We start from the raw sequence: 16526 nt of genomic DNA on the forward strand, positions 1-16526 counted from the left end.
GACCGGGACCGGGAGCGGCCGGCGGATGGGTCAGCCGTGGGCGGCCTGGCGGAGCCAGCGCTCCACGCCCGCGATGTGCGCGGTCGCGAGGGCCGTGGCCAGCCCCGGGTCGCGCTGGGCGATCGCATCGGCGATCGCCCGGTGCTCGGCGAGGGTCCGCTCCACCGCCCCCTGCTCGGTGAGACCGCGCCACACCCGGGCCCGGATCGTCTGGCTGGACAGTCCCTCCACGAGGCTGGAGAGGTAGCCGTTCCCCGCCATCCGCACGATCTCGCGGTGGAAGCGCAGATCGTGCTCGACGAGGTCGTCGATCGAGACGCCGGCGTCGACGGCGTCGACCTCCTCCTGCAGCGCGCCGATCGCCGCGTCCTCACCGTGTGACGCGGCGAGGCCCGTCGCCTGCGACTCCAGCATCCGGCGGACCGCGAACAGCTCGAGCAGCGAGTCGTCGTCGTGCATGTCCACGACGAAGCCGATGGCCTCCAGGAGCAGGTCCGGCTCCAGGCTCGTCACGTACGTGCCGTCGCCGCGACGGACATCGAGGACGCGGATGACCTCCAGCGCCTTGACCGCCTCCCGCATCGAGTTGCGGGACAGCCCCAGCCGCTCCGCCAGTTCCTTCTCCGGAGGAAGGCGATCGCCGGGCCCGAGCTCGCCGGACACGATCATCGCCTTGATCTTCTCGATCGCCTCGTCGGTGACAGCCATGCGGCCCAGCATAGCCAGTGATCGGATGTCTGCCCTCGGTTCGCCGGGCCGATGGGGCAGGATGGGCGGATGCGCCTCCTCGACTCGCACCTGCACCTCTGGGATCCGGATCGGCTCGAATACGCGTGGCTGGAGGGGCCGCTGCGCGCGCGCTTCGCCGTCGGAGAGCTGCGCGCCTCCGCGATCCGGGGCTTCGAGGAGCAGGCTGCGGTGTTCGTCCAGGCCGATCCGGTCGAGTCGCAGACGCTCGACGAGGTCGGATGGGTCTCCGGGATCGCCGCCGCGACGGGGGTGCGAGGCATCGTCGCCGGGGCGCGACTGGATCGGGGGGCCGCGACCACGGCGCACCTCGCCGCGCTGGCCGCCTTCCGCCTGGTCGTGGGCGTCCGGCATCTGCTCCAGGGCGAGCCCGACGGTCTGGCGACCTCCCCCGCTTTCCTCGATGGCGCCGCGCTCGTCGCCGAGCGGGGCTGGACGTTCGACGCCTGCGTGCGGGCCTCCCAGCTCACGGACGTGGCCGGACTCGCGGCAGCCGTCCCGGAGCTGCCGATCGTGCTCGACCACCTCGGCAAGCCCGCGGTGGGCACCGCCGACGCCCCGCGGTCGCCGGGGGCCGCCTGGCTCCGCGACCTGGACGCGCTCGCCGCGCACCCGCGGGTGAGCTGCAAGCTGTCCGGGCTGCCGGCGGAGGCGGGAGGCCGATGGGATGCCGCCCAGGTCGTCCCGTTCCTCGACGCCGCGCTGGAGGCCTTCGGACCGGACCGGCTGATGTGGGGAAGCGACTGGCCCGTGTCGGCCGTCCAGCCCGCGCCCGCCGGCGCCGCAGGGCGGGATGACACGGATGAGATCGTGGCTGCGGGCGCCCGGGAGGCGTGGGCGCGGACCGTGGCGACGTGGGCCGGCGACCGCGGCCTCGACGTCGACGCCGTCCTCTGGCGCAACGCCGAACGCTTCTACCGCCTCGGCTGAGCCGCGCACTCGACTCCTGACCAGGCGCGCACCGACCCCGCGGGCGCCGGCCGGGCACCCGGTAGCCTCGATCGCATGACCGATTGGGCGGGCGAGGCGATCCGGAAGCTCGAGGCGGACTCCAACCGGAGCGCCGACACGCACCTGCATCTGTTCCCCCTCCCTGCGGAGTGGGGGATCGACCTGTACCTGAAGGACGAGTCGGTGCACCCCACCGGATCCCTGAAGCACCGGCTGGCGCGCTCGCTCCTCCTCTACGGCCTGGTCAACGGGCGGATCCACGAGGGCACCACGCTCGTGGAGGCGTCCAGCGGCTCCACGGCCGTGTCCGAGGCGTACTTCGCCCGGATGCTCGGCCTGCCGTTCGTCACGGTCGTGCCGCGCTCGACGAGCCAGGAGAAGATCGACCTCATCGAGTTCTACGGCGGGCGGTGCCACTTCGTCGACCGCGCCCCCGACATGTACCCGGAGGCCGAGCGCCTGGCGTCCGAGTGCGGCGGCTACTACCTCGACCAGTTCACGTACGCCGAGCGCGCCACGGACTGGCGCGGGAACAACAACATCGCCGAGAGCGTCTTCGGCCAGCTCTCGCACGAGCGTCACCCGATCCCCGCGTGGATCGTCGTCGGCGCGGGGACCGGGGGCACCAGCGCCACGTTCGGCCGGTATGTCCGCTACCGCCGCCACGAGACCAGGATCGCCGTGGTGGACCCGGAGGGCTCGGCCTTCTACGGCGGCTGGAGCACCGGCGCCGCGGACTACACCACCGGCACGCCGAGCCGCATCGAGGGGATCGGCCGACCGCGCGTGGAGCCGTCGTTCGTGCCGAGCGTGATCGACGAGATGATCCAGGTGCCGGACGCCGCCTCGATCGCGGCGATCCGGCTGCTCAAGGAGCGCACGCTGCACTGGGCCGGCGGATCGACCGGGACGAACCTCGTCGGCGCGTTCGAGCTGATCGCCCGGATGCGCAACGAGGGGGTGCAGGGAAGCGTGGTGACGCTCATCTGCGACGGCGGCGCCCGCTACGTCGACACCTACTATTCCGACGAATGGGTCGCGGCCAAGGGCTGGGACCTCGCACCGCACCGCGCGCGGCTGGAGGAGTTCCTCGCCACCGGGCGGTGGTCCGCCGCGTAGGCCGGCGCGGCGTCGGACACGGGAGCGGATCCGCGGGTGACGCGGGGGCGGGCCTCGCCTACGCTGGCGGCATGACCACGCTCATCCTCACCGTCGTCGGAACCGATCGCCCGGGCCTCGTCGCCGCCGTCGCCGACGTCGTCGACGCGCACGGCGGCAACTGGGAGAACAGTCGCCTGGCCGACCTCGCCGGCACCTTCGCCGGCGTCATCGAGGTGTCCGTCGCCGCCGAGCGGGCGGGAGAGCTGCGCCACGCCCTCGGAGAGCTGGACGGGATGCTGACGGTCACGGTGCACGACGGCGCCGCCCCGACCGCGGCCGGCGGCGAGCGGCGCATCTCGATCCAGGTGCTCGGGAACGACCGCCCGGGGATCGTGCGCGAGGTCTCCGGCGTGCTGTCCGCACACGCCCTGAGCATCGAGAGCATGACGAGCCAGACGCGGGACGCCGCCATGGCCGGCGGCCGGCTGTTCGAGGCCACGGTCGAGGCGACGGTGCCGGCCGACGCCGATGCGGACGCTCTGCGCGCGGACCTGGAACGGCTCGCGAGCGAGATCCAGGTCGACATCGCCCTCGACTGACCCGCCGCGTCTCGACTCGCGGAGACCCGCACTGAGCGACCGAAAGGGACCACCCCCGGTCGTTGAGCGAGGAGCGCAGCGACGAGACGAAACGCCGCCAGCCCCGGGTCACCACGTTTCGACTCGCGGCGCTCGCTCAACGACCGAAACGGCCCACCACCGGGTCACCGCGTTTCGACTCGCTCCGCTCGCTCAACGACCGAAAGGCCCCACCACCGGGTCACCGCGTTTCGACTCGCGGAGACCCGCACTGAGCGAGCGAAGCGAGTCGAAGTGTCGCTCAACGACCGAGAACCGCACACCCCCGGTCGTTGAGCGAGGAGCGCAGCGACGAGACGAAACGCCGCCGGCTCGCGCCGCGGTCAGCCCACGACCCTCGTGGGCTGGATGTCGATCGCGTGGCCGGTGCCGCTCTCGATCGTCACCCCGAGCGTGTCCTGCGTGTCGAGGTAATAGAACTCGATGTCCGCGCCGGTGCTCCCGCCCATGATCGACGCGGCGCCGACGTCGGCGATCAGCTCGTCCGAGTCCTCCTTGGAGTGCTTCATGATCGCGATGTGCTGAACGCCCTCGCCGTGCCGGTCGAGGAACTCCTGGTAGATGCTGTCCCCGCCCGTCGGCTGGATCAGCTCGAAGCCGATCCCGCCCACCATCGTCTCGGCGCCGATCATGGTGAACTCGGCCGGCTCGCCGCGCAGGTGCGTGTCGTGCAGCAGCGGCGGGCCGTACTCGAACACCTTCCACGGCCCCCACCCGAGGCGCTCGGTGTATTCCTTCATGGACCGCTCGATGTCGCGGACCACGATGCAGATCTGGGTGATCTCATGCTTCGGGGCGGTGCCCGTGTTCTCGGTCATCTCTTCCTTCTCTCTCACGTTCTCGCTGGTTCCTGCCACTGATCCGTCCGTCACACCATCAATGCCACGACCTCCTCCTCGCGCGCCGGAGACTCCGGCGTGGAGTCCACCTCGCCGACGACCTCGCCGTCGTGGAGGACCAGGATGCGATCGGAAAGCCCGATCAGCTCCAACAGATCGTCGCTGACCAGAAGCACCGCGGCGCCCTGATCGGTCAGGTCCCGGAGAAGCTCGTAGATCTCCTCCTTGGCGCCCGCGTCCACGCCGCGGGTCGGGTTGTCCGCGATGATGACGTCCGCCCCCTCCCGCAGCCACTTCGCGAAGACGACCTTCTGCTGGTTCCCGCCCGACAGGGTGCGGACGGGCTGGTCGAGTCCCCGCCGCCGGATGCGGAGCCGCTCGGACCACGTCTGCGCGGCCGCTCGCTCCTCCCCCGCACGTCGCACCCGCAGCACGGGACCGCGCCCGAGGTCGACCTCGTTGATGTTCTCGACGATCGACATCCCGAGGCTCGCGCCCTCGGCGTGCCGGTGCAGCGGAATGTACGCCAATCCCGCCCGGACCCGCGCGCGCACGCCGCGGCGGAGCGGGCGGCCGTCGACCTCCACCTCGCCGGAGGCGGCGGTCGCTCCGAAGAGGGCGGCCGCCAGCTGGCTCTTCCCGGATCCGAGCAGCCCGCCGACGCCGACGATCTCCCCGGCCCGGATGTCGAGGTCGATCGGCTCCAGCCCCGCCGCGGACAGGCGACGCGCTGACAGGCGCACGTCGCCACCCGGGCCGCACTGGCGGTCCTTCCGATACATGTCGTCGGCGCGCTCCCGGCCCACCATCAGCCGGTGCAGCTCCGCCTCCGACGTCTCCGGGCCCACCTCCGCCACCACGGCGCCGTCCTTCAGGACGTAGAGGCGGTCCGAGAAGCGCAGCAGCTCGGGAAGCCGGTGCGAGACGAAGACGAAGGACGTCCCGGCGTCGCGGAGGGTGGTCAGGAGACGGAAGAACAGCTCCAGCTCATGCCCTGCGAGCGCGGCGGTCGGCTCGTCCAGCAGGATCACCGGCGACGACGCGCCGAAGATCCGCGACAGCGAGACCGCGCGCGCGATCTCGAGCAGCTGCCGTTCGCCGAACGTGTACGAGGCGACCGTCCGGTCCACGTCGATGTCGAGTCCCAGGTCGGACAGGACACGGCGGGCGTGCTCCCGCGCGCGGCGCTGCTGGAAGACGCCGGCCCGGCTGAAACGCTGCTCGGCGCCGAGGCAGAGGTTGACGTACACGGGCAGCCTCGCCACGAGGCTCTGCTCCTGGAACACCCGGAACACACCGTGCCCGGCCCCCTCCATCAGGGAGGACAGGACGACGGGCTCCCCGCCGATCCGCACCTCGCCCTCAGTGGGTCGCAGCGCGCCGCACAGGATGTCCATGACCGTCGACTTGCCCGCCCCGTTCTCCCCGATGAGACCCACGATCTCACCGGGGAGCACGCGCAGGGAGACGTCGTCGAGCACGCGGTTGGTGTCGAAGACCATCCCGACCCCCGACGCCTCGATGCGTGCCGCGGCGACGGATGTGCTCCCCGGTTCGATCGTCATCGTCGCCCTCCTACTTCTGCCCGAACGAGGATGAGCCGGAACGGGTCAGCTCGATCACTCCGCCCAGCGGGTTCGAGACCGCGTGGGACAGGTACAGCTCGGCGACGCTCTGCACGGCACCACCGTCGAGGTCCTTCCGGAAGGCCTCCGGCAGCGAGTACCCGCTCGGTGCGGGCTCGCCGATGCGGCCCCAGTAGTCGTCCGGGTCGATCGGGCGCAGCGGCACCTGGGTGTCCCAGTCCTCGCCGGCCTCGGCCCGCGACATGGCCTTCCAGTCGAACGGCAGCGGGTCGGCCTGGTAGACGACCTTCTGGTACTCCTCGGCGGCCTCGGCCGTGTCGACCGTCAGCGAGTCCTGGAACATCATCGACTCCGCCGGCGTGTACTCCTCGCCCTTGAATGCGTCATACAGCCGCACGACGTTGTATCCGCCGAACCACGAGCCGTGGATCGCGACGGTGGCGGCGGCGTTGCCCCCGCTCTTCATGTCGTCCAGGAACTCGTCGATGGCGTCGATGCCGCCCACCTTGACGTCGGTCATCCCTCGGTCGCGCAGGGCGTTGATGACGGCGATCGCCTCGTCGTCGTTGTGGCAGATCACGGCGGCGACGTCCGGGTGCGCGGTCAGCAGGTCCTCGATGACCGGCTGGGTGGCCACGCGGTTCTCGCCCCCGCTCTCCTGCCCGACGAGCTCGACGTCGGGGAAGTCCTTCAGCGCGTTCTCGACCCCGAGGCGCCGCTCCTCCGCCGTGGTGTTGCCCGGAAGCCCGGTGATGTGGAGCACCTTGCCCTTGCCCCCGATCTGGGTGAGCACGGACGTGGCCATGTTGTACGAGTCCTGCACGTTGTCCGGCAGGAAGTAGCCGACGTAGTGGTCGTCGAACTCGGCGTCGGCCGGCGTGGACCAGGCCTGGTTGGAGAAGATGTTCGTGACGTAGATGCCCTGCTCCGTCGCCGCCGAGATGAGCGTCGGCGAGGAGGCCTGGTCCTGCGCGAACAGCAGCGCCATGTCGACGCCCTTGGATCCGGCCTGCTGCACCTGGCTGAGCTGGGTGTCGGTCGAGTCGCCGTAGACCTGCACGTCCACGGTCAGCCCGAGAGCTGCGCCGGCCTGCTCGGCGCCCTTGATGACGTCGGCCCAGTACGAGTTGTCCATGGTCGGGACCTGGACCATGACGATCGGCGCATCGGGATCGGCGGCTTCGGCGGCATCGCCCTGCGGGCTCGCGCATCCGGAGACGACGGCCGCCAGGCCCACGGCGCTGGCGAGGGCGGCGGCGCGGGCCGGCCACCTTCTCTTCGAGGTGTTCATCGTGCACACTCCTTCGTGTTCGGTTCGATTGCGGGGGTGGTGGCGGCGCGGCCGCCGGTCATTTGACGCTGGAGAGCTCCTTGCGGTTGAGCGTGAGGGCGACCGCGGCGATCAGCACGACACCCTTGACGGTCTGCTGGGTGAACGGGTCGACGCTGGCGAGGTTCATCCCGTTGCTGAGCACCGAGATGACCAGCACGCCGAGGATCGTCCGCGTCGGGCCGCCGACGCCGCCCATGAGCGACGTCCCGCCGAGCAGGATCGCGGCGAGCGCCTCCATGAGGAAGGGCTCCCCCATCGCGCCGGACGCGGAGTTGGTCCTCGTCATGAGGAGCAGGCCCGCGAACGCGGCGAAGACCCCCGAGAGGACGAACGCGAGCACCTTGACCCGGTCCACGTCGATCCCGGACAGCTTGGCGACGGTCTCCGCGTCGCCGACCGCCTTCGCGCGGTACCCGAAGGCGAGCTTGCGCTCGACGAGCACCGCCACGACGAGCGCCAGCAGTGCCCACAGGGAGATCGTCGGGATGCCGAACAGCACCGTTCCGCCGAACAGCGCGGACAGCTCCGGCGAGCGCAGCCCCTGGGGCCTGCCTCCCGTGATGATGAGCGCGATCCCGGCGAAGACGAACATCGTGCCCAGGGTGACGATGAAGCTCGGCACCTTGAGGTAGACGTGCACGAGGCCGTTGACGAGGCCGCACGCGACCCCGACCGCGAAGCCGACGAGAGCGCCGCCGGGACCGATGACGCCGACGAGCATCGCGGACGACACCCCGGTCAGCGTGACGATGGATCCGATGGACAGGTCGATGCTGCCGATCAGCACCACGAAGGTGGATCCGAGGGCCACGACCAGCAGCACCGCCATCTGCCGCACGAGGTTGACGAGGTTGCTGCCGGTGAGGAAGACGGGGCTCACGATCGCGAAGAACACGACGAGCACCAGCAGCGCGATGAGAGGGGCGAAGAGGATGAGCCGGGACCGCAGCGAACCGTTGCGGAAGGCCGCCCCGCGGCGCTGGGCCGTCACCGTCTCGGTGAGGGTGGAGCCCGACGCGGCGCTCATCCCGTCGCTCCCGGCTCCCAGGGACGGTCGATCTTGTCGCCGTCCGCCCAGGGGGTCTTCACGAACACCGCGCGGAACGGCGCGTCGAACGGGTTCCGGACGAGATGCTCGACGCCCGGCCGGGCGTGCAGGAGCTGGCCCGCCGACAGCACGATGCGCTCGGTGCGGTCCAGCCAGATCTCCGCTGCGCCCTCCAGCGCCAGGAAGCTCTCGGTGTGGTGCTCGTGGAGGTGGTTGGCGAAGACGTCTCCCGGCCGCAGCACGACCACACCGAACGCGGCGTCGTCGTCCGTGGACAGGTAGCCCGGTCCCCAGTCCCCGAAACGGAGATCCGCGTCCTCGACGGACAGGATGCGCGCGTCGGTCATGCGGACGCACCGCCCTGGGCCCGCTCCCGGTACAGCTCGTGCGCGTCGACGGGATCGAGGTCGCCGTGGACGACCGCACGCACCGCCGCGATCATCGCCTCGGGGGCCTCGCTCTGGAAGATGTTGCGGCCCATGTCGACGCCGGCCGCCCCGGCGCGCACGGCCGCCGAGGCCATCCGCAGCGCGTCCAGCTCGCTGAGCTTCTTGCCGCCGGCCATGATCACCGGGACCGGGCAGGCCGCCACGACGTCCTCGAAGCCGTCCTCGCAGTAGTAGGTCTTCACCATCTGCGCGCCCAGCTCGGCGATGATGCGCACCGCGAGCCCGAGGTACCGGGCGTCGCGGGTCAGCTCCTTGCCGACGGCGGTGACGCCGAGGACGGGGATCCCGGCCCGGTAGCCGTCGTCCACGAGCGTGGTCAGGTTCCGGATGCTGCGCGACTCGTGCTCGCCGCCGACGAACACCTGCACCGCGACCGCGGAGGCGTTCAGGCGCACGGCGTCGTCCATCGCGAGGGCGACGTGCTCGTCCGAGAGGTCCTTGAGGATGGAAGGCCCGCCGGAGGCGCGGACCACCAGTCCGGCCGAGGTGCCGGCGGGGATCGAGGTCCGGAAGGCGCCGCGGGTTCCCATGAGCGCGTCGGCCTGCGTCGCCAGCGGTGCGATGCCGAGGTCGATCCGCTCCAGACCGGACGTCGGCCCCTGGAAGTAGCCGTGGTCGAAGGCGAGCATCACGGTCCGCCCGGTCTCCGGGTCGAGGATCCGCGAGAGGCGGTTCTGCATGCCCCAGTCGAGGGCGTGCGCCCCCTTGATCGCGTTCGTGAAGCGGACCGCCGGGACGTCGGCGTGGAACTGCTTGGCGGAGCGGTTTCCTTCGAGATCAGCCATGGGTGTTTCTCCTTGTGTCGGTGTGTCAGAGTTCGGGGGCCGCGGCGCGCGCGGCTCCGGGCGGGGTGAACAGGGCGGTGGCGCCGGAGCGGACGGTGGCGGTGCGCTGGGCGTCGTACACCTCGCGCCACCGCCGTGCCGCATCCCGGTATGCGGCTCGCTCGGCCTCCTGCGGGGCGATGGCCGTGGGGTCGAGCGGAAGGGCGGGAAGGTCGATCCCGACAGCCGTCCCGGCGAGGCGCGCCGCCCCGTACGAGGTCGCCTCGGGCGCCTCGGTGGTCCGGGTGGTCCGGCCCGTCGCGCCGGCGATGACCCGGGGCCAGAGGACCCCGGCGCTGGAGCCCCCGGTGAACGTGATCTCCCCGGACGCGGACGCGGCGCCGGCGGTCACCTCGTCGAGGATCCGCAGGTGGGACGCGGCCACGAACGCGGCCGCCTCCTCGATCGCGCGCACGACCGTGCCCCGGTGGAATCGGGAGGAGTCGGCGATGTCGAAGCCGACGAGCGCCGGGGCGGCATGGTGCCAGGCGTCGGCCTGCATGACATCGCTGAGCACCGCGACGAGGCCGTCGCTGCCGACCGGCACGTCCGCCGCCCAGGACTCCATCACGTCGAACGCCCCGACGCCGCCGCCCCGGGCGAGCTCCACCGCATCCGGGCAGAAGCCGTCACGGAACCAGCGCATCGCGAGGCCGGAGAGGAATCCGATGCCCTCCACCATCCAGCTCGACGGCGCCACGTGGCACAGCGTCCGGGTGCGCCGGAGCGGATCGATCAGCGGGCCGGGAACGACGGCGGTGGTCTGCCAGAACGTGCCCGCCACGATGGTGGGGCGTCCGGGGGCCGCGGCGATCGCGTGCAGCGCGAGCTGGGTGTCGGCGCCGCCCATCACGACGGGGGTGCCCTCGGGGAGTCCGGTCTGCTCCGCCGCCTCGCGGGTGACGCCGCCCACGCGGGACCCGGGCTCGAGCACGGGGGGAAGGATCCGGGGATCCAGCCCGACCCGTTCGACGAGCCCCTCGGCCCACGTGCGCGCGCCGAGGTCGAACAGGGCGGTGCTGGAGCCGCAGGTGGGGTCGGTGGCGTACTCGCCGGTGAGGCGGCGGTTGACCCAGTCGCTCAGCATGCCGAGATGGCGGGCGCGGTCGAGCGTCTCCGGCTCGTGCCGTGCGAGCCAGCGGATCCGCGCCGGCGCCGTGATCGAGACCCAGTCGCCTCCGGTGGCGTAGATCTCGTCGGCGAGGCCCTCCGCGACGAGCTCGTCCGCCTCGCGGCGCGCCCGTCCGTCGGTGTTGGGGCAGGCGAAGACCTCCTCGCCCGCACCGTCGTAGAGCACGAAGCCCTCGCGCATGCTCGAGGCGGCGACAGCGGCGATCTCCCGATCCGCGACCTCGGCGGTCACCCGGCGCAGCGCCTCGCACACCGCCTGCCAGCCGTGGACGACGTCGAAGCCGGTCCCGCCCGGGTGCCCGGGCACCGCCGGGTGGTTCCATTCGACCGCGGCCTGTGCGACCCGTGCGCCCGCGGCATCGAAGGCGAGAGCGCGCGCCGACCCGGTGCCGGCATCGATCGCGATGACGACCGGGTCCCTGCGGGTCACAAGGACCACCTCCGGGGCCGCCCTTCCAGGAAGGCGACGACGTCGTCGGCGATCATCTCGCTGCCGCGGTGCAGGGTCTCCAGCGTCGCGCCCCCGAGGTGCGGGGTGAGCACCACCTGCGGCAGGTCGACGAGCTCGCGCCAGGCCCCCTCGGGCTCGTTGACGTCCATGGCCACACCGCCGACCTGGCCGGAACGGACCGCCGCGAGCAGCGCGTCCTCGTCCACGAGGCTCTCGCGCGCCGTGTTGATGAGCAGGGCGCCGGGGCGCAGCTGCGCCAACGCGCCGGCGTCGAGGAGATGACGGTTCTCGGACGTCGCCCTGGCGTGCAGGCTCAGCACGTCGACGGCCGGCAGCAGCTCCTCGAGGCTCGGGACCAGTCGCACCTCCGGAACGGAGTCGGGGTCCACGAACGGGTCGTACGCGACGACCTCGGCGCCGAGCGCCCGCGCCTTCGCGGACACGAGCCGGGCGACGTTGCCGTACCCGACGAGACCGAGGGTGAGCGTCGAGACCTCGCGGCCGAACCATCGCGCGCCCTCGAAGGCCGACTCCGCCAGCGGCGATCCGGCGGCGCGGCGGGCGTCGACGTCGCGCAGGGAGGCGGGGACGTTGCGGATCATCGAGATGAGGAAGCCGATCGTGAGCTCCGCGACGGCCTCGGCGTTCTTGCCCGGGGTGATCGACACCGCCACTCCGCGTTCCCGGGCCGCCTCGACGTCGATGTTGACCGGTCCGCCGCGCAGACACCCGATCAGGGCCAGCCCGGGGTTGGCCTCCAGCACGTCGGCGGTGACCGGCGCGCCGTGCACCAGGACGACGTCGTAGCCCTCGATCAGCGCGGCGACCTCCGCGGGGTCGCCCTCGAACTCCCGGATGCGGCTCGTGTCCCACGTCGCCGGCACGTCGGTCATCGTCCGCAGATCGACGGATTGTCCGCGATCGACGAGGGCGGCGGCGATCCTCTCGGCCGTCATATAGCTGTCGCCGATCGCGAGGATCTTCGGGGAATCGCTCATGGATGGTGCTCCTCTTTCCGTTCTTCCGGTCGTCTCAGCGGTTTCCGCCGGGATAGGTTCCCGACGTCGCCGCGCCGGGGAGGCCGTGGGCGTCGAAGCCGGTGTCGACGCTGACGCGCATCCGATCGGTGCGCACCGAGGCGCGGGACACGTCGATCGGGACGCCGTCGGCGTCGTACGCGACCGCCTCGACGACGACGACGGGATGCCCGATCTCCACCTCCAGGAGCGCGCCGAGCACCCGGTCGGCGGTCGCGGCCTCGATCGTGCGGTGCATCCGGGCGATGCGGACACCGGTGACCCGGGTGATCGCCGCGTACAGGCTCGCCCGCGGATCCCGCAGATCCGGGAGGATGCCCGAGAACCGCGCCGGCATGTAGTTGACGACGTGCACGGCCGTGCGAGCCCCCACCGCGCGCACCCGCTCGAGGACGAACCCCTGTCCGTCCGTGTCCCGGCCGACCGTCGCGGCGGCCCAGGACGGCAGCGGCTCGATGCCGGCGCGGATGATCGTGGAGCTCAGCGCGCTGCGTCCGTGCTCGCCGTACTCGCCGAGGAGGCTCGGCGCAGAAGGCAGCGTCCACGCCGAGGGGCCGGCCGCGAGCTCCACGAACGCACCCTTGCCCTGCTGGCGGGAGATGACTCCGCCCTTCTCCAGCTTCGCCAGTGCCTCGCGCACGGACGTCCGTGAGACACGGAGGTCCTCGCACAGCCGGTGCTCGCTCGGGAGACGGTCGCCGGGGCGGAGCGCGCCGTCCGCGATGGCCTGCTCGAGCCCGCGCATGATCTGGAACCAGATGGGGGCGTCGCTGGCGCGATCGATCGCGGGCAGGGGGATCGTGGGCATGACGGAAACCTCGTCGTTGAGGACGGTGATGGGGCGCCGGCCGTGCTCCCTCGGGTCGGGGGCCGTTGCCTGACTTGTCCCATCCTCACAGGCCGACAGGTCCGCACCATAGAGACAAGTGCGCTTCTGCCCGAGATTTCTTCAGGACCGCGGTTTTTGAGTGTTTATCTGGGGTATTTTTCGGCCACCGACCGATCTCTGACGCCGCCTTGGCTCCGCCGGCCCACGCTCGTCCTCTTCGGAGGAGACAAGTCGCCTCCTGTTGTCCCCTCGACCCGCTCGGTGAGCGAGGAGCGCAGCACCGAGACGAAACGCGCCCAGCCACCGGTCACCGCGTTTCGACTCGCGGAGACCCGCACTGAGCGAGCGAAGCGAGTCGAAGTGTCGCTCAACGACCGAACACCGCCCCCGGTCGTTGAGCGAGGAGCGCAGCGACGAGACGAAACGCGCCCAGCCACCGGTCACCGCGTTTCGACTCGCGGAGACCCGCACTGAGCGAGCGCAGCGAGTCGAAGTGTCGCTCAACGACCGAAACCCACCGGTCGTTGAGCGAGGAGCGCAGCACCGAGACGAAACGCCTCCGCCGTCAGACGAGTCGGGTCTTCGGAGAGACGCCGTCCGTGTCCTCGGGGTCGGCGTACACGGCGTCCCCGAGGGCGGCGTCGATGGCCGTGAGCGTCGCGGCGTCCAGCGTCACCCCGGAGGCCTTCACCGTGTCGGCGAGCTGTTCGGGCCGAGAGGCGCCGACCAGCGCCGAGGCCACGTTCGGGTTCTGCAGGACCCACGCGATCGCGAGCTGCGGCATGGTCAGCCCCGCCTCCGCGGCGACCGGCTTCAGGCGCTGCACGGCCTCGAGCGTCCGGTCGGTGAGGAACCGCTCGATGAAGTGCGCGCCGCTCTTCTCGTCCGTCGCCCGGGATCCCGCCGGCACCGGGCGGCCGGGCAGATACTTGCCGCTGAGCACGCCCTGCGCCATCGGCGACCAGACGATCTGCGAGATGCCGAGCTCCTGCGACGCCGGGATCACCCTCCCCTCGATCACGCGCCACAGCATCGAATACTGCGGCTGGTTCGAGATGAGCTGGATCCCCAGGTCCTTCGCGAGCGCGTGCCCCTCGCGCAGCTGCTCGGCGGTCCACTCGGAGACCCCGATGTACAGCGCCTTCCCCTGCCTCACGATGTCCGCGAACGCCTGGAACGTCTCCTCCAGCGGCGTCTCGTGGTCGAAGCGGTGCGCCTGGTACAGGTCGACGTAGTCCGTCCCGAGACGGGTCAGCGATCCGTTGATCGACTCGAGAATGTGCTTGCGGCTGAGGCCGGTGTCGTTCGGCCCCTTCGGCCCGGTCGGGAAATAGACCTTCGTGAAGATCTCCAGGCTCTCGCGGCGCTGGCCGGACAGCGCCTTGCCGAGCACGGCCTCCGCCGCGGTGTTGGCGTAGGCGTCGGCGGTGTCGAAGGTCGTGATGCCGGCGTCGAGGGCGGCGTGGACGGTGGAGACGGCGGCGTCGTCCGCGACCTGGGACGCGTGCGTCACCCAGTTGCCGTACGTGATCTCCGAGATCTTGAGCCCGCTGTTGCCGAGGAAGCGATGGTTCACCATGGACTCAGGCTACGACCGCCGCGCCGGCGGTGGGCCGGGATGACCGTCGATCAGGCGGGAGCCGCGGCGGGCTGCGAATCGCGACGACGCGCGAGGACCACCGCCAGGACGATGGCCGCCAGCCCCGCGGCGACGCTCGTCCCGTAGAGCACGAGAGACCACCGCGAGTAGTCGGCACCCGAGATGCCGAAGGCGTCCGCCAGGGCCATGCCCGTGCCGAAGGAGGCCGCGAAGTACGCAGGCATGCCCCAGAACAGGATCGACAGCAGGATCAGCGCCGTCGCCTCGGGAGCCAGCGCCTTCCGGACGGCGATGGCCGCCACGACGACGGCCAGCAGGACACCGACCGAGAGGAAGACGACCACCCCGATGCCGCCCATCTCCTCGCCCCGCAGCGCCGCCTCGGCCCGGATCTCGTCCAGGGTCATTCCGGGCACGGCCGCGAGGGGGTTGAGGACGAGGATCTGCAGGGCCGCCAGCACGGCGTACGCCGTCACCGCGAGGACGCCGACGACGGCGACCCACAGCGTCCGGGGATCCATGGCGTGATCCTACGCCCTGGTCAGTCGCTGCTCACGCGCCGATGAGGGCGTGCTCGCGCGTCTCCGGGGCGGTGTCGTCATCCGCGGGGGACGGCGACGCCGACGGATCGCCCGCCGCGGCGGACACCACAGGGGCCGGATCGGAGACGTCTGTCCCCGTCGGCGACGGACCGGGATCCTCGCGCCTCGCCGCATCCTCGGAGATGATCGCCGCACGCTCGCGGAACCCGTGCGAGTTCACGCGATCGAGCTCGACCTGCTTCGCGACCGCCGCCGCCTTCTCGTACAGCGACGGGTCGCCGTAGCTCGTCAGCACCTTCACCAGCACGGGCAGCAGCTCGATCATGAAGAACAGCGCCGCGATGAGCCAGTGCGCCCAGAAGATCGTCGGCTCCTTCTCCCCGAGCCGGTTGAGCCCGCTGATCTGGCTGAGCAGACCGATCGCGCCGGCGTTGCCGTCCGCCACGGATGCGGCCCGCGCGTTGTAGGCCGCCAGCGCGGTCTCGTACGTCTGGCGGGCGGCCGGGAGCTGATCCTTGGCCTCGGTCCGGTTCTGCGCCTCGGAGGCCGTGGTGTTCTCCTTGGACGCCGTCGAGGCGGCAGCCAGCTCGTCGTTCGCCGTCCGCAGCTGCGCGGCGAGCCCGTCGTAGGTCTGCTGCGCCTGGTCGAGCTGAGCGCGCGCGGCGTCGGAGCTCGCGCCCTCGCCGTTGACGCCCGTGCATCCGGGCACCGTCCCCGCGCCCTCGCCGGTCAGCTCGCACTGGTAGAGCAGACGCGCCTGGTCGATGACCTTCTGCTGCTCGGCCATCTGCGCGTTGAGCTGATCGACCGTGGCCTGGGCGGCAGTCTGCGAGGCGGAGTCGGACGAGGTGCCCGCCACGATCCCCGTCGCCGCCTGGTTCTCCAGATCCTTGAGGCGCGCGGACGCATCGTCGAGAGCCTTCTTCTCGGGCCCCTTCTCCAGCGCCTCCTGATCGGACAGCGACTGGGTGATGTTCGTGGACGCCACCTCACGGGCGATGTCGTTGTGGAACACCTGGAGGACGACCGGCTCGGCGACGACGAAGCCGATGAGCGCGGCCATGATGACACGCGGGAAGGCGAGGCCGATGAGACGCCAGACGCTCCGCGTGGACGTCATCGTGGAGGTCAGGAAGCGGTCCAGGTTGAAGATGATGAGCGCCCAGACGATCGCCAGGGGGATCGCGATCCAGGCGATCACCTGCACGCCCGTCACGAGCGCGAAGAACATCGACAGCGCCGAGACGAGGGCGGTCCCGACGAGGACGAAGAACATCTGCACGAAGCGCGAGGTCTCGCTGGGCACGCGGTCGAGGATCGGGCCGTCCGCGCCGCCGAGGATCGCGAGGCGCCGCCAGATCGATCCGGGCGTGCGCGGGCGGCGCTCGCGCCGGGTGCGGGCCGCGGGAGCCGGTGCGGG

The 16526-nt window shown here is 71.4% G+C and carries 16 protein-coding genes; 3 read left to right on the forward strand and 13 right to left on the reverse strand.

Going from position 1 to position 16526, the window contains the following annotated elements:
• Positions 1-30 precede the first annotated feature (30 nt).
• Complete coding sequence (locus MR1_RS01090; RefSeq protein WP_067242630.1) at positions 31-708, reverse strand: FadR/GntR family transcriptional regulator; 678 nt, start codon at positions 706-708, stop codon at positions 31-33.
• Positions 709-777: 69 nt separating this feature from the next.
• On the opposite strand from MR1_RS01090, the gene MR1_RS01095 reads away from it, so the two are divergent.
• The 3 genes from MR1_RS01095 to MR1_RS01105 all read left to right on the forward strand — a co-directional run bounded on the left by MR1_RS01095 (position 778) and on the right by MR1_RS01105 (position 3398).
• Complete coding sequence (locus MR1_RS01095; protein WP_067242602.1) at positions 778-1677, forward strand: amidohydrolase family protein; 900 nt, start codon at positions 778-780, stop codon at positions 1675-1677.
• A 75-nt stretch (positions 1678-1752) separates the two neighbouring features.
• Positions 1753-2817, forward strand: a complete 1065-nt coding sequence (gene cds1, locus MR1_RS01100; protein WP_067242604.1) for an L-cysteine desulfhydrase Cds1 — start codon at positions 1753-1755, stop codon at positions 2815-2817.
• Between the two features lie 71 nt (positions 2818-2888).
• Positions 2889-3398: a glycine cleavage system transcriptional repressor gene (locus tag MR1_RS01105; RefSeq protein ID WP_067242631.1), complete on the forward strand. Its 510-nt coding sequence runs from the start codon at positions 2889-2891 to the stop codon at positions 3396-3398.
• A 362-nt stretch (positions 3399-3760) separates the two neighbouring features.
• On the opposite strand, the gene MR1_RS01110 is transcribed toward MR1_RS01105, so the two are convergent.
• The 12 genes from MR1_RS01110 to MR1_RS01165 form a co-directional block, all read right to left on the reverse strand.
• Entirely contained in the window at positions 3761-4255 is a 495-nt protein-coding gene (locus MR1_RS01110) for a VOC family protein (protein WP_067242606.1), read from the reverse strand.
• Between the two features lie 50 nt (positions 4256-4305).
• A complete protein-coding gene (locus MR1_RS01115) occupies positions 4306-5841 on the reverse strand; it encodes a sugar ABC transporter ATP-binding protein (RefSeq protein WP_067242608.1) in 1536 nt (511 codons plus the stop codon).
• 10 nt (positions 5842-5851) lie between these two features.
• Complete coding sequence (locus MR1_RS01120; RefSeq protein ID WP_067242610.1) at positions 5852-7153, reverse strand: sugar ABC transporter substrate-binding protein; 1302 nt, start codon at positions 7151-7153, stop codon at positions 5852-5854.
• A 58-nt stretch (positions 7154-7211) separates the two neighbouring features.
• Positions 7212-8222 (reverse strand): ABC transporter permease, encoded by a 1011-nt coding sequence (locus tag MR1_RS01125; RefSeq protein ID WP_067242612.1) that lies wholly within the window; start codon positions 8220-8222, stop codon positions 7212-7214.
• Positions 8219-8590, reverse strand: coding sequence for a cupin domain-containing protein (locus MR1_RS01130; RefSeq protein ID WP_067242614.1), 372 nt, complete (start codon positions 8588-8590; stop codon positions 8219-8221). Before MR1_RS01130 ends, MR1_RS01125 begins: the two co-directional genes overlap by 4 nt.
• Positions 8587-9477 (reverse strand): 3-hydroxy-5-phosphonooxypentane-2,4-dione thiolase, encoded by an 891-nt coding sequence (gene lsrF / locus MR1_RS01135; RefSeq protein WP_067242617.1) that lies wholly within the window; start codon positions 9475-9477, stop codon positions 8587-8589. Before lsrF ends, MR1_RS01130 begins: the two co-directional genes overlap by 4 nt.
• 25 nt (positions 9478-9502) lie before the next feature.
• The gene (locus MR1_RS01140) at positions 9503-11077 is read right to left on the reverse strand and encodes an FGGY family carbohydrate kinase (protein WP_067242618.1); all 1575 of its coding nucleotides are present in this window, start codon (positions 11075-11077) and stop codon (positions 9503-9505) included.
• Positions 11074-12096 (reverse strand): NAD(P)-dependent oxidoreductase, encoded by a 1023-nt coding sequence (locus tag MR1_RS01145; protein ID WP_067242620.1) that lies wholly within the window; start codon positions 12094-12096, stop codon positions 11074-11076. Before MR1_RS01145 ends, MR1_RS01140 begins: the two co-directional genes overlap by 4 nt.
• Positions 12097-12130: 34 nt before the next feature.
• The gene (locus tag MR1_RS01150) at positions 12131-12943 is read right to left on the reverse strand and encodes a GntR family transcriptional regulator (protein WP_067242622.1); all 813 of its coding nucleotides are present in this window, start codon (positions 12941-12943) and stop codon (positions 12131-12133) included.
• Between the two features lie 586 nt (positions 12944-13529).
• Complete coding sequence (locus tag MR1_RS01155; protein WP_067242623.1) at positions 13530-14543, reverse strand: aldo/keto reductase family protein; 1014 nt, start codon at positions 14541-14543, stop codon at positions 13530-13532.
• 50 nt (positions 14544-14593) lie between these two features.
• Positions 14594-15085: a hypothetical protein gene (locus tag MR1_RS01160; RefSeq protein WP_067242626.1), complete on the reverse strand. Its 492-nt coding sequence runs from the start codon at positions 15083-15085 to the stop codon at positions 14594-14596.
• Between the two features lie 31 nt (positions 15086-15116).
• Positions 15117-16526 (reverse strand): DUF4407 domain-containing protein (locus tag MR1_RS01165; protein ID WP_084344265.1); only part of this gene is annotated, 1410 nt, incomplete at its 5' end.

Origin of the sequence: Microbacterium resistens NBRC 103078 (assembly GCF_001552355.1) — a bacterium.
GTDB lineage: Bacteria > Actinomycetota > Actinomycetes > Actinomycetales > Microbacteriaceae > Microbacterium > Microbacterium resistens.

Bases quoted from the DNA above. Each gene is read 5' to 3' on its own strand.
- MR1_RS01105 (WP_067242631.1), top strand. From the start codon at position 2,889: ATGACCACGCTCATCCTCACCGTCGTCGGAACCGATCGCCCGGGCCTC.
- MR1_RS01145 (WP_067242620.1), bottom strand. From the start codon at position 12,096: ATGAGCGATTCCCCGAAGATCCTCGCGATCGGCGACAGCTATATGACG.
- MR1_RS01125 (WP_067242612.1), bottom strand. From the start codon at position 8,222: ATGAGCGCCGCGTCGGGCTCCACCCTCACCGAGACGGTGACGGCCCAG.
- cds1 (WP_067242604.1), top strand. From the start codon at position 1,753: ATGACCGATTGGGCGGGCGAGGCGATCCGGAAGCTCGAGGCGGACTCC.
- MR1_RS01115 (WP_067242608.1), bottom strand. From the start codon at position 5,841: ATGACGATCGAACCGGGGAGCACATCCGTCGCCGCGGCACGCATCGAG.
- MR1_RS01090 (WP_067242630.1), bottom strand. From the start codon at position 708: ATGGCTGTCACCGACGAGGCGATCGAGAAGATCAAGGCGATGATCGTG.
- MR1_RS01150 (WP_067242622.1), bottom strand. From the start codon at position 12,943: ATGCCCACGATCCCCCTGCCCGCGATCGATCGCGCCAGCGACGCCCCC.
- MR1_RS01160 (WP_067242626.1), bottom strand. From the start codon at position 15,085: ATGGATCCCCGGACGCTGTGGGTCGCCGTCGTCGGCGTCCTCGCGGTG.
- lsrF (WP_067242617.1), bottom strand. From the start codon at position 9,477: ATGGCTGATCTCGAAGGAAACCGCTCCGCCAAGCAGTTCCACGCCGAC.
- MR1_RS01095 (WP_067242602.1), top strand. From the start codon at position 778: ATGCGCCTCCTCGACTCGCACCTGCACCTCTGGGATCCGGATCGGCTC.
- MR1_RS01120 (WP_067242610.1), bottom strand. From the start codon at position 7,153: ATGAACACCTCGAAGAGAAGGTGGCCGGCCCGCGCCGCCGCCCTCGCC.
- MR1_RS01110 (WP_067242606.1), bottom strand. From the start codon at position 4,255: ATGACCGAGAACACGGGCACCGCCCCGAAGCATGAGATCACCCAGATC.
- MR1_RS01155 (WP_067242623.1), bottom strand. From the start codon at position 14,543: ATGGTGAACCATCGCTTCCTCGGCAACAGCGGGCTCAAGATCTCGGAG.
- MR1_RS01130 (WP_067242614.1), bottom strand. From the start codon at position 8,590: ATGACCGACGCGCGCATCCTGTCCGTCGAGGACGCGGATCTCCGTTTC.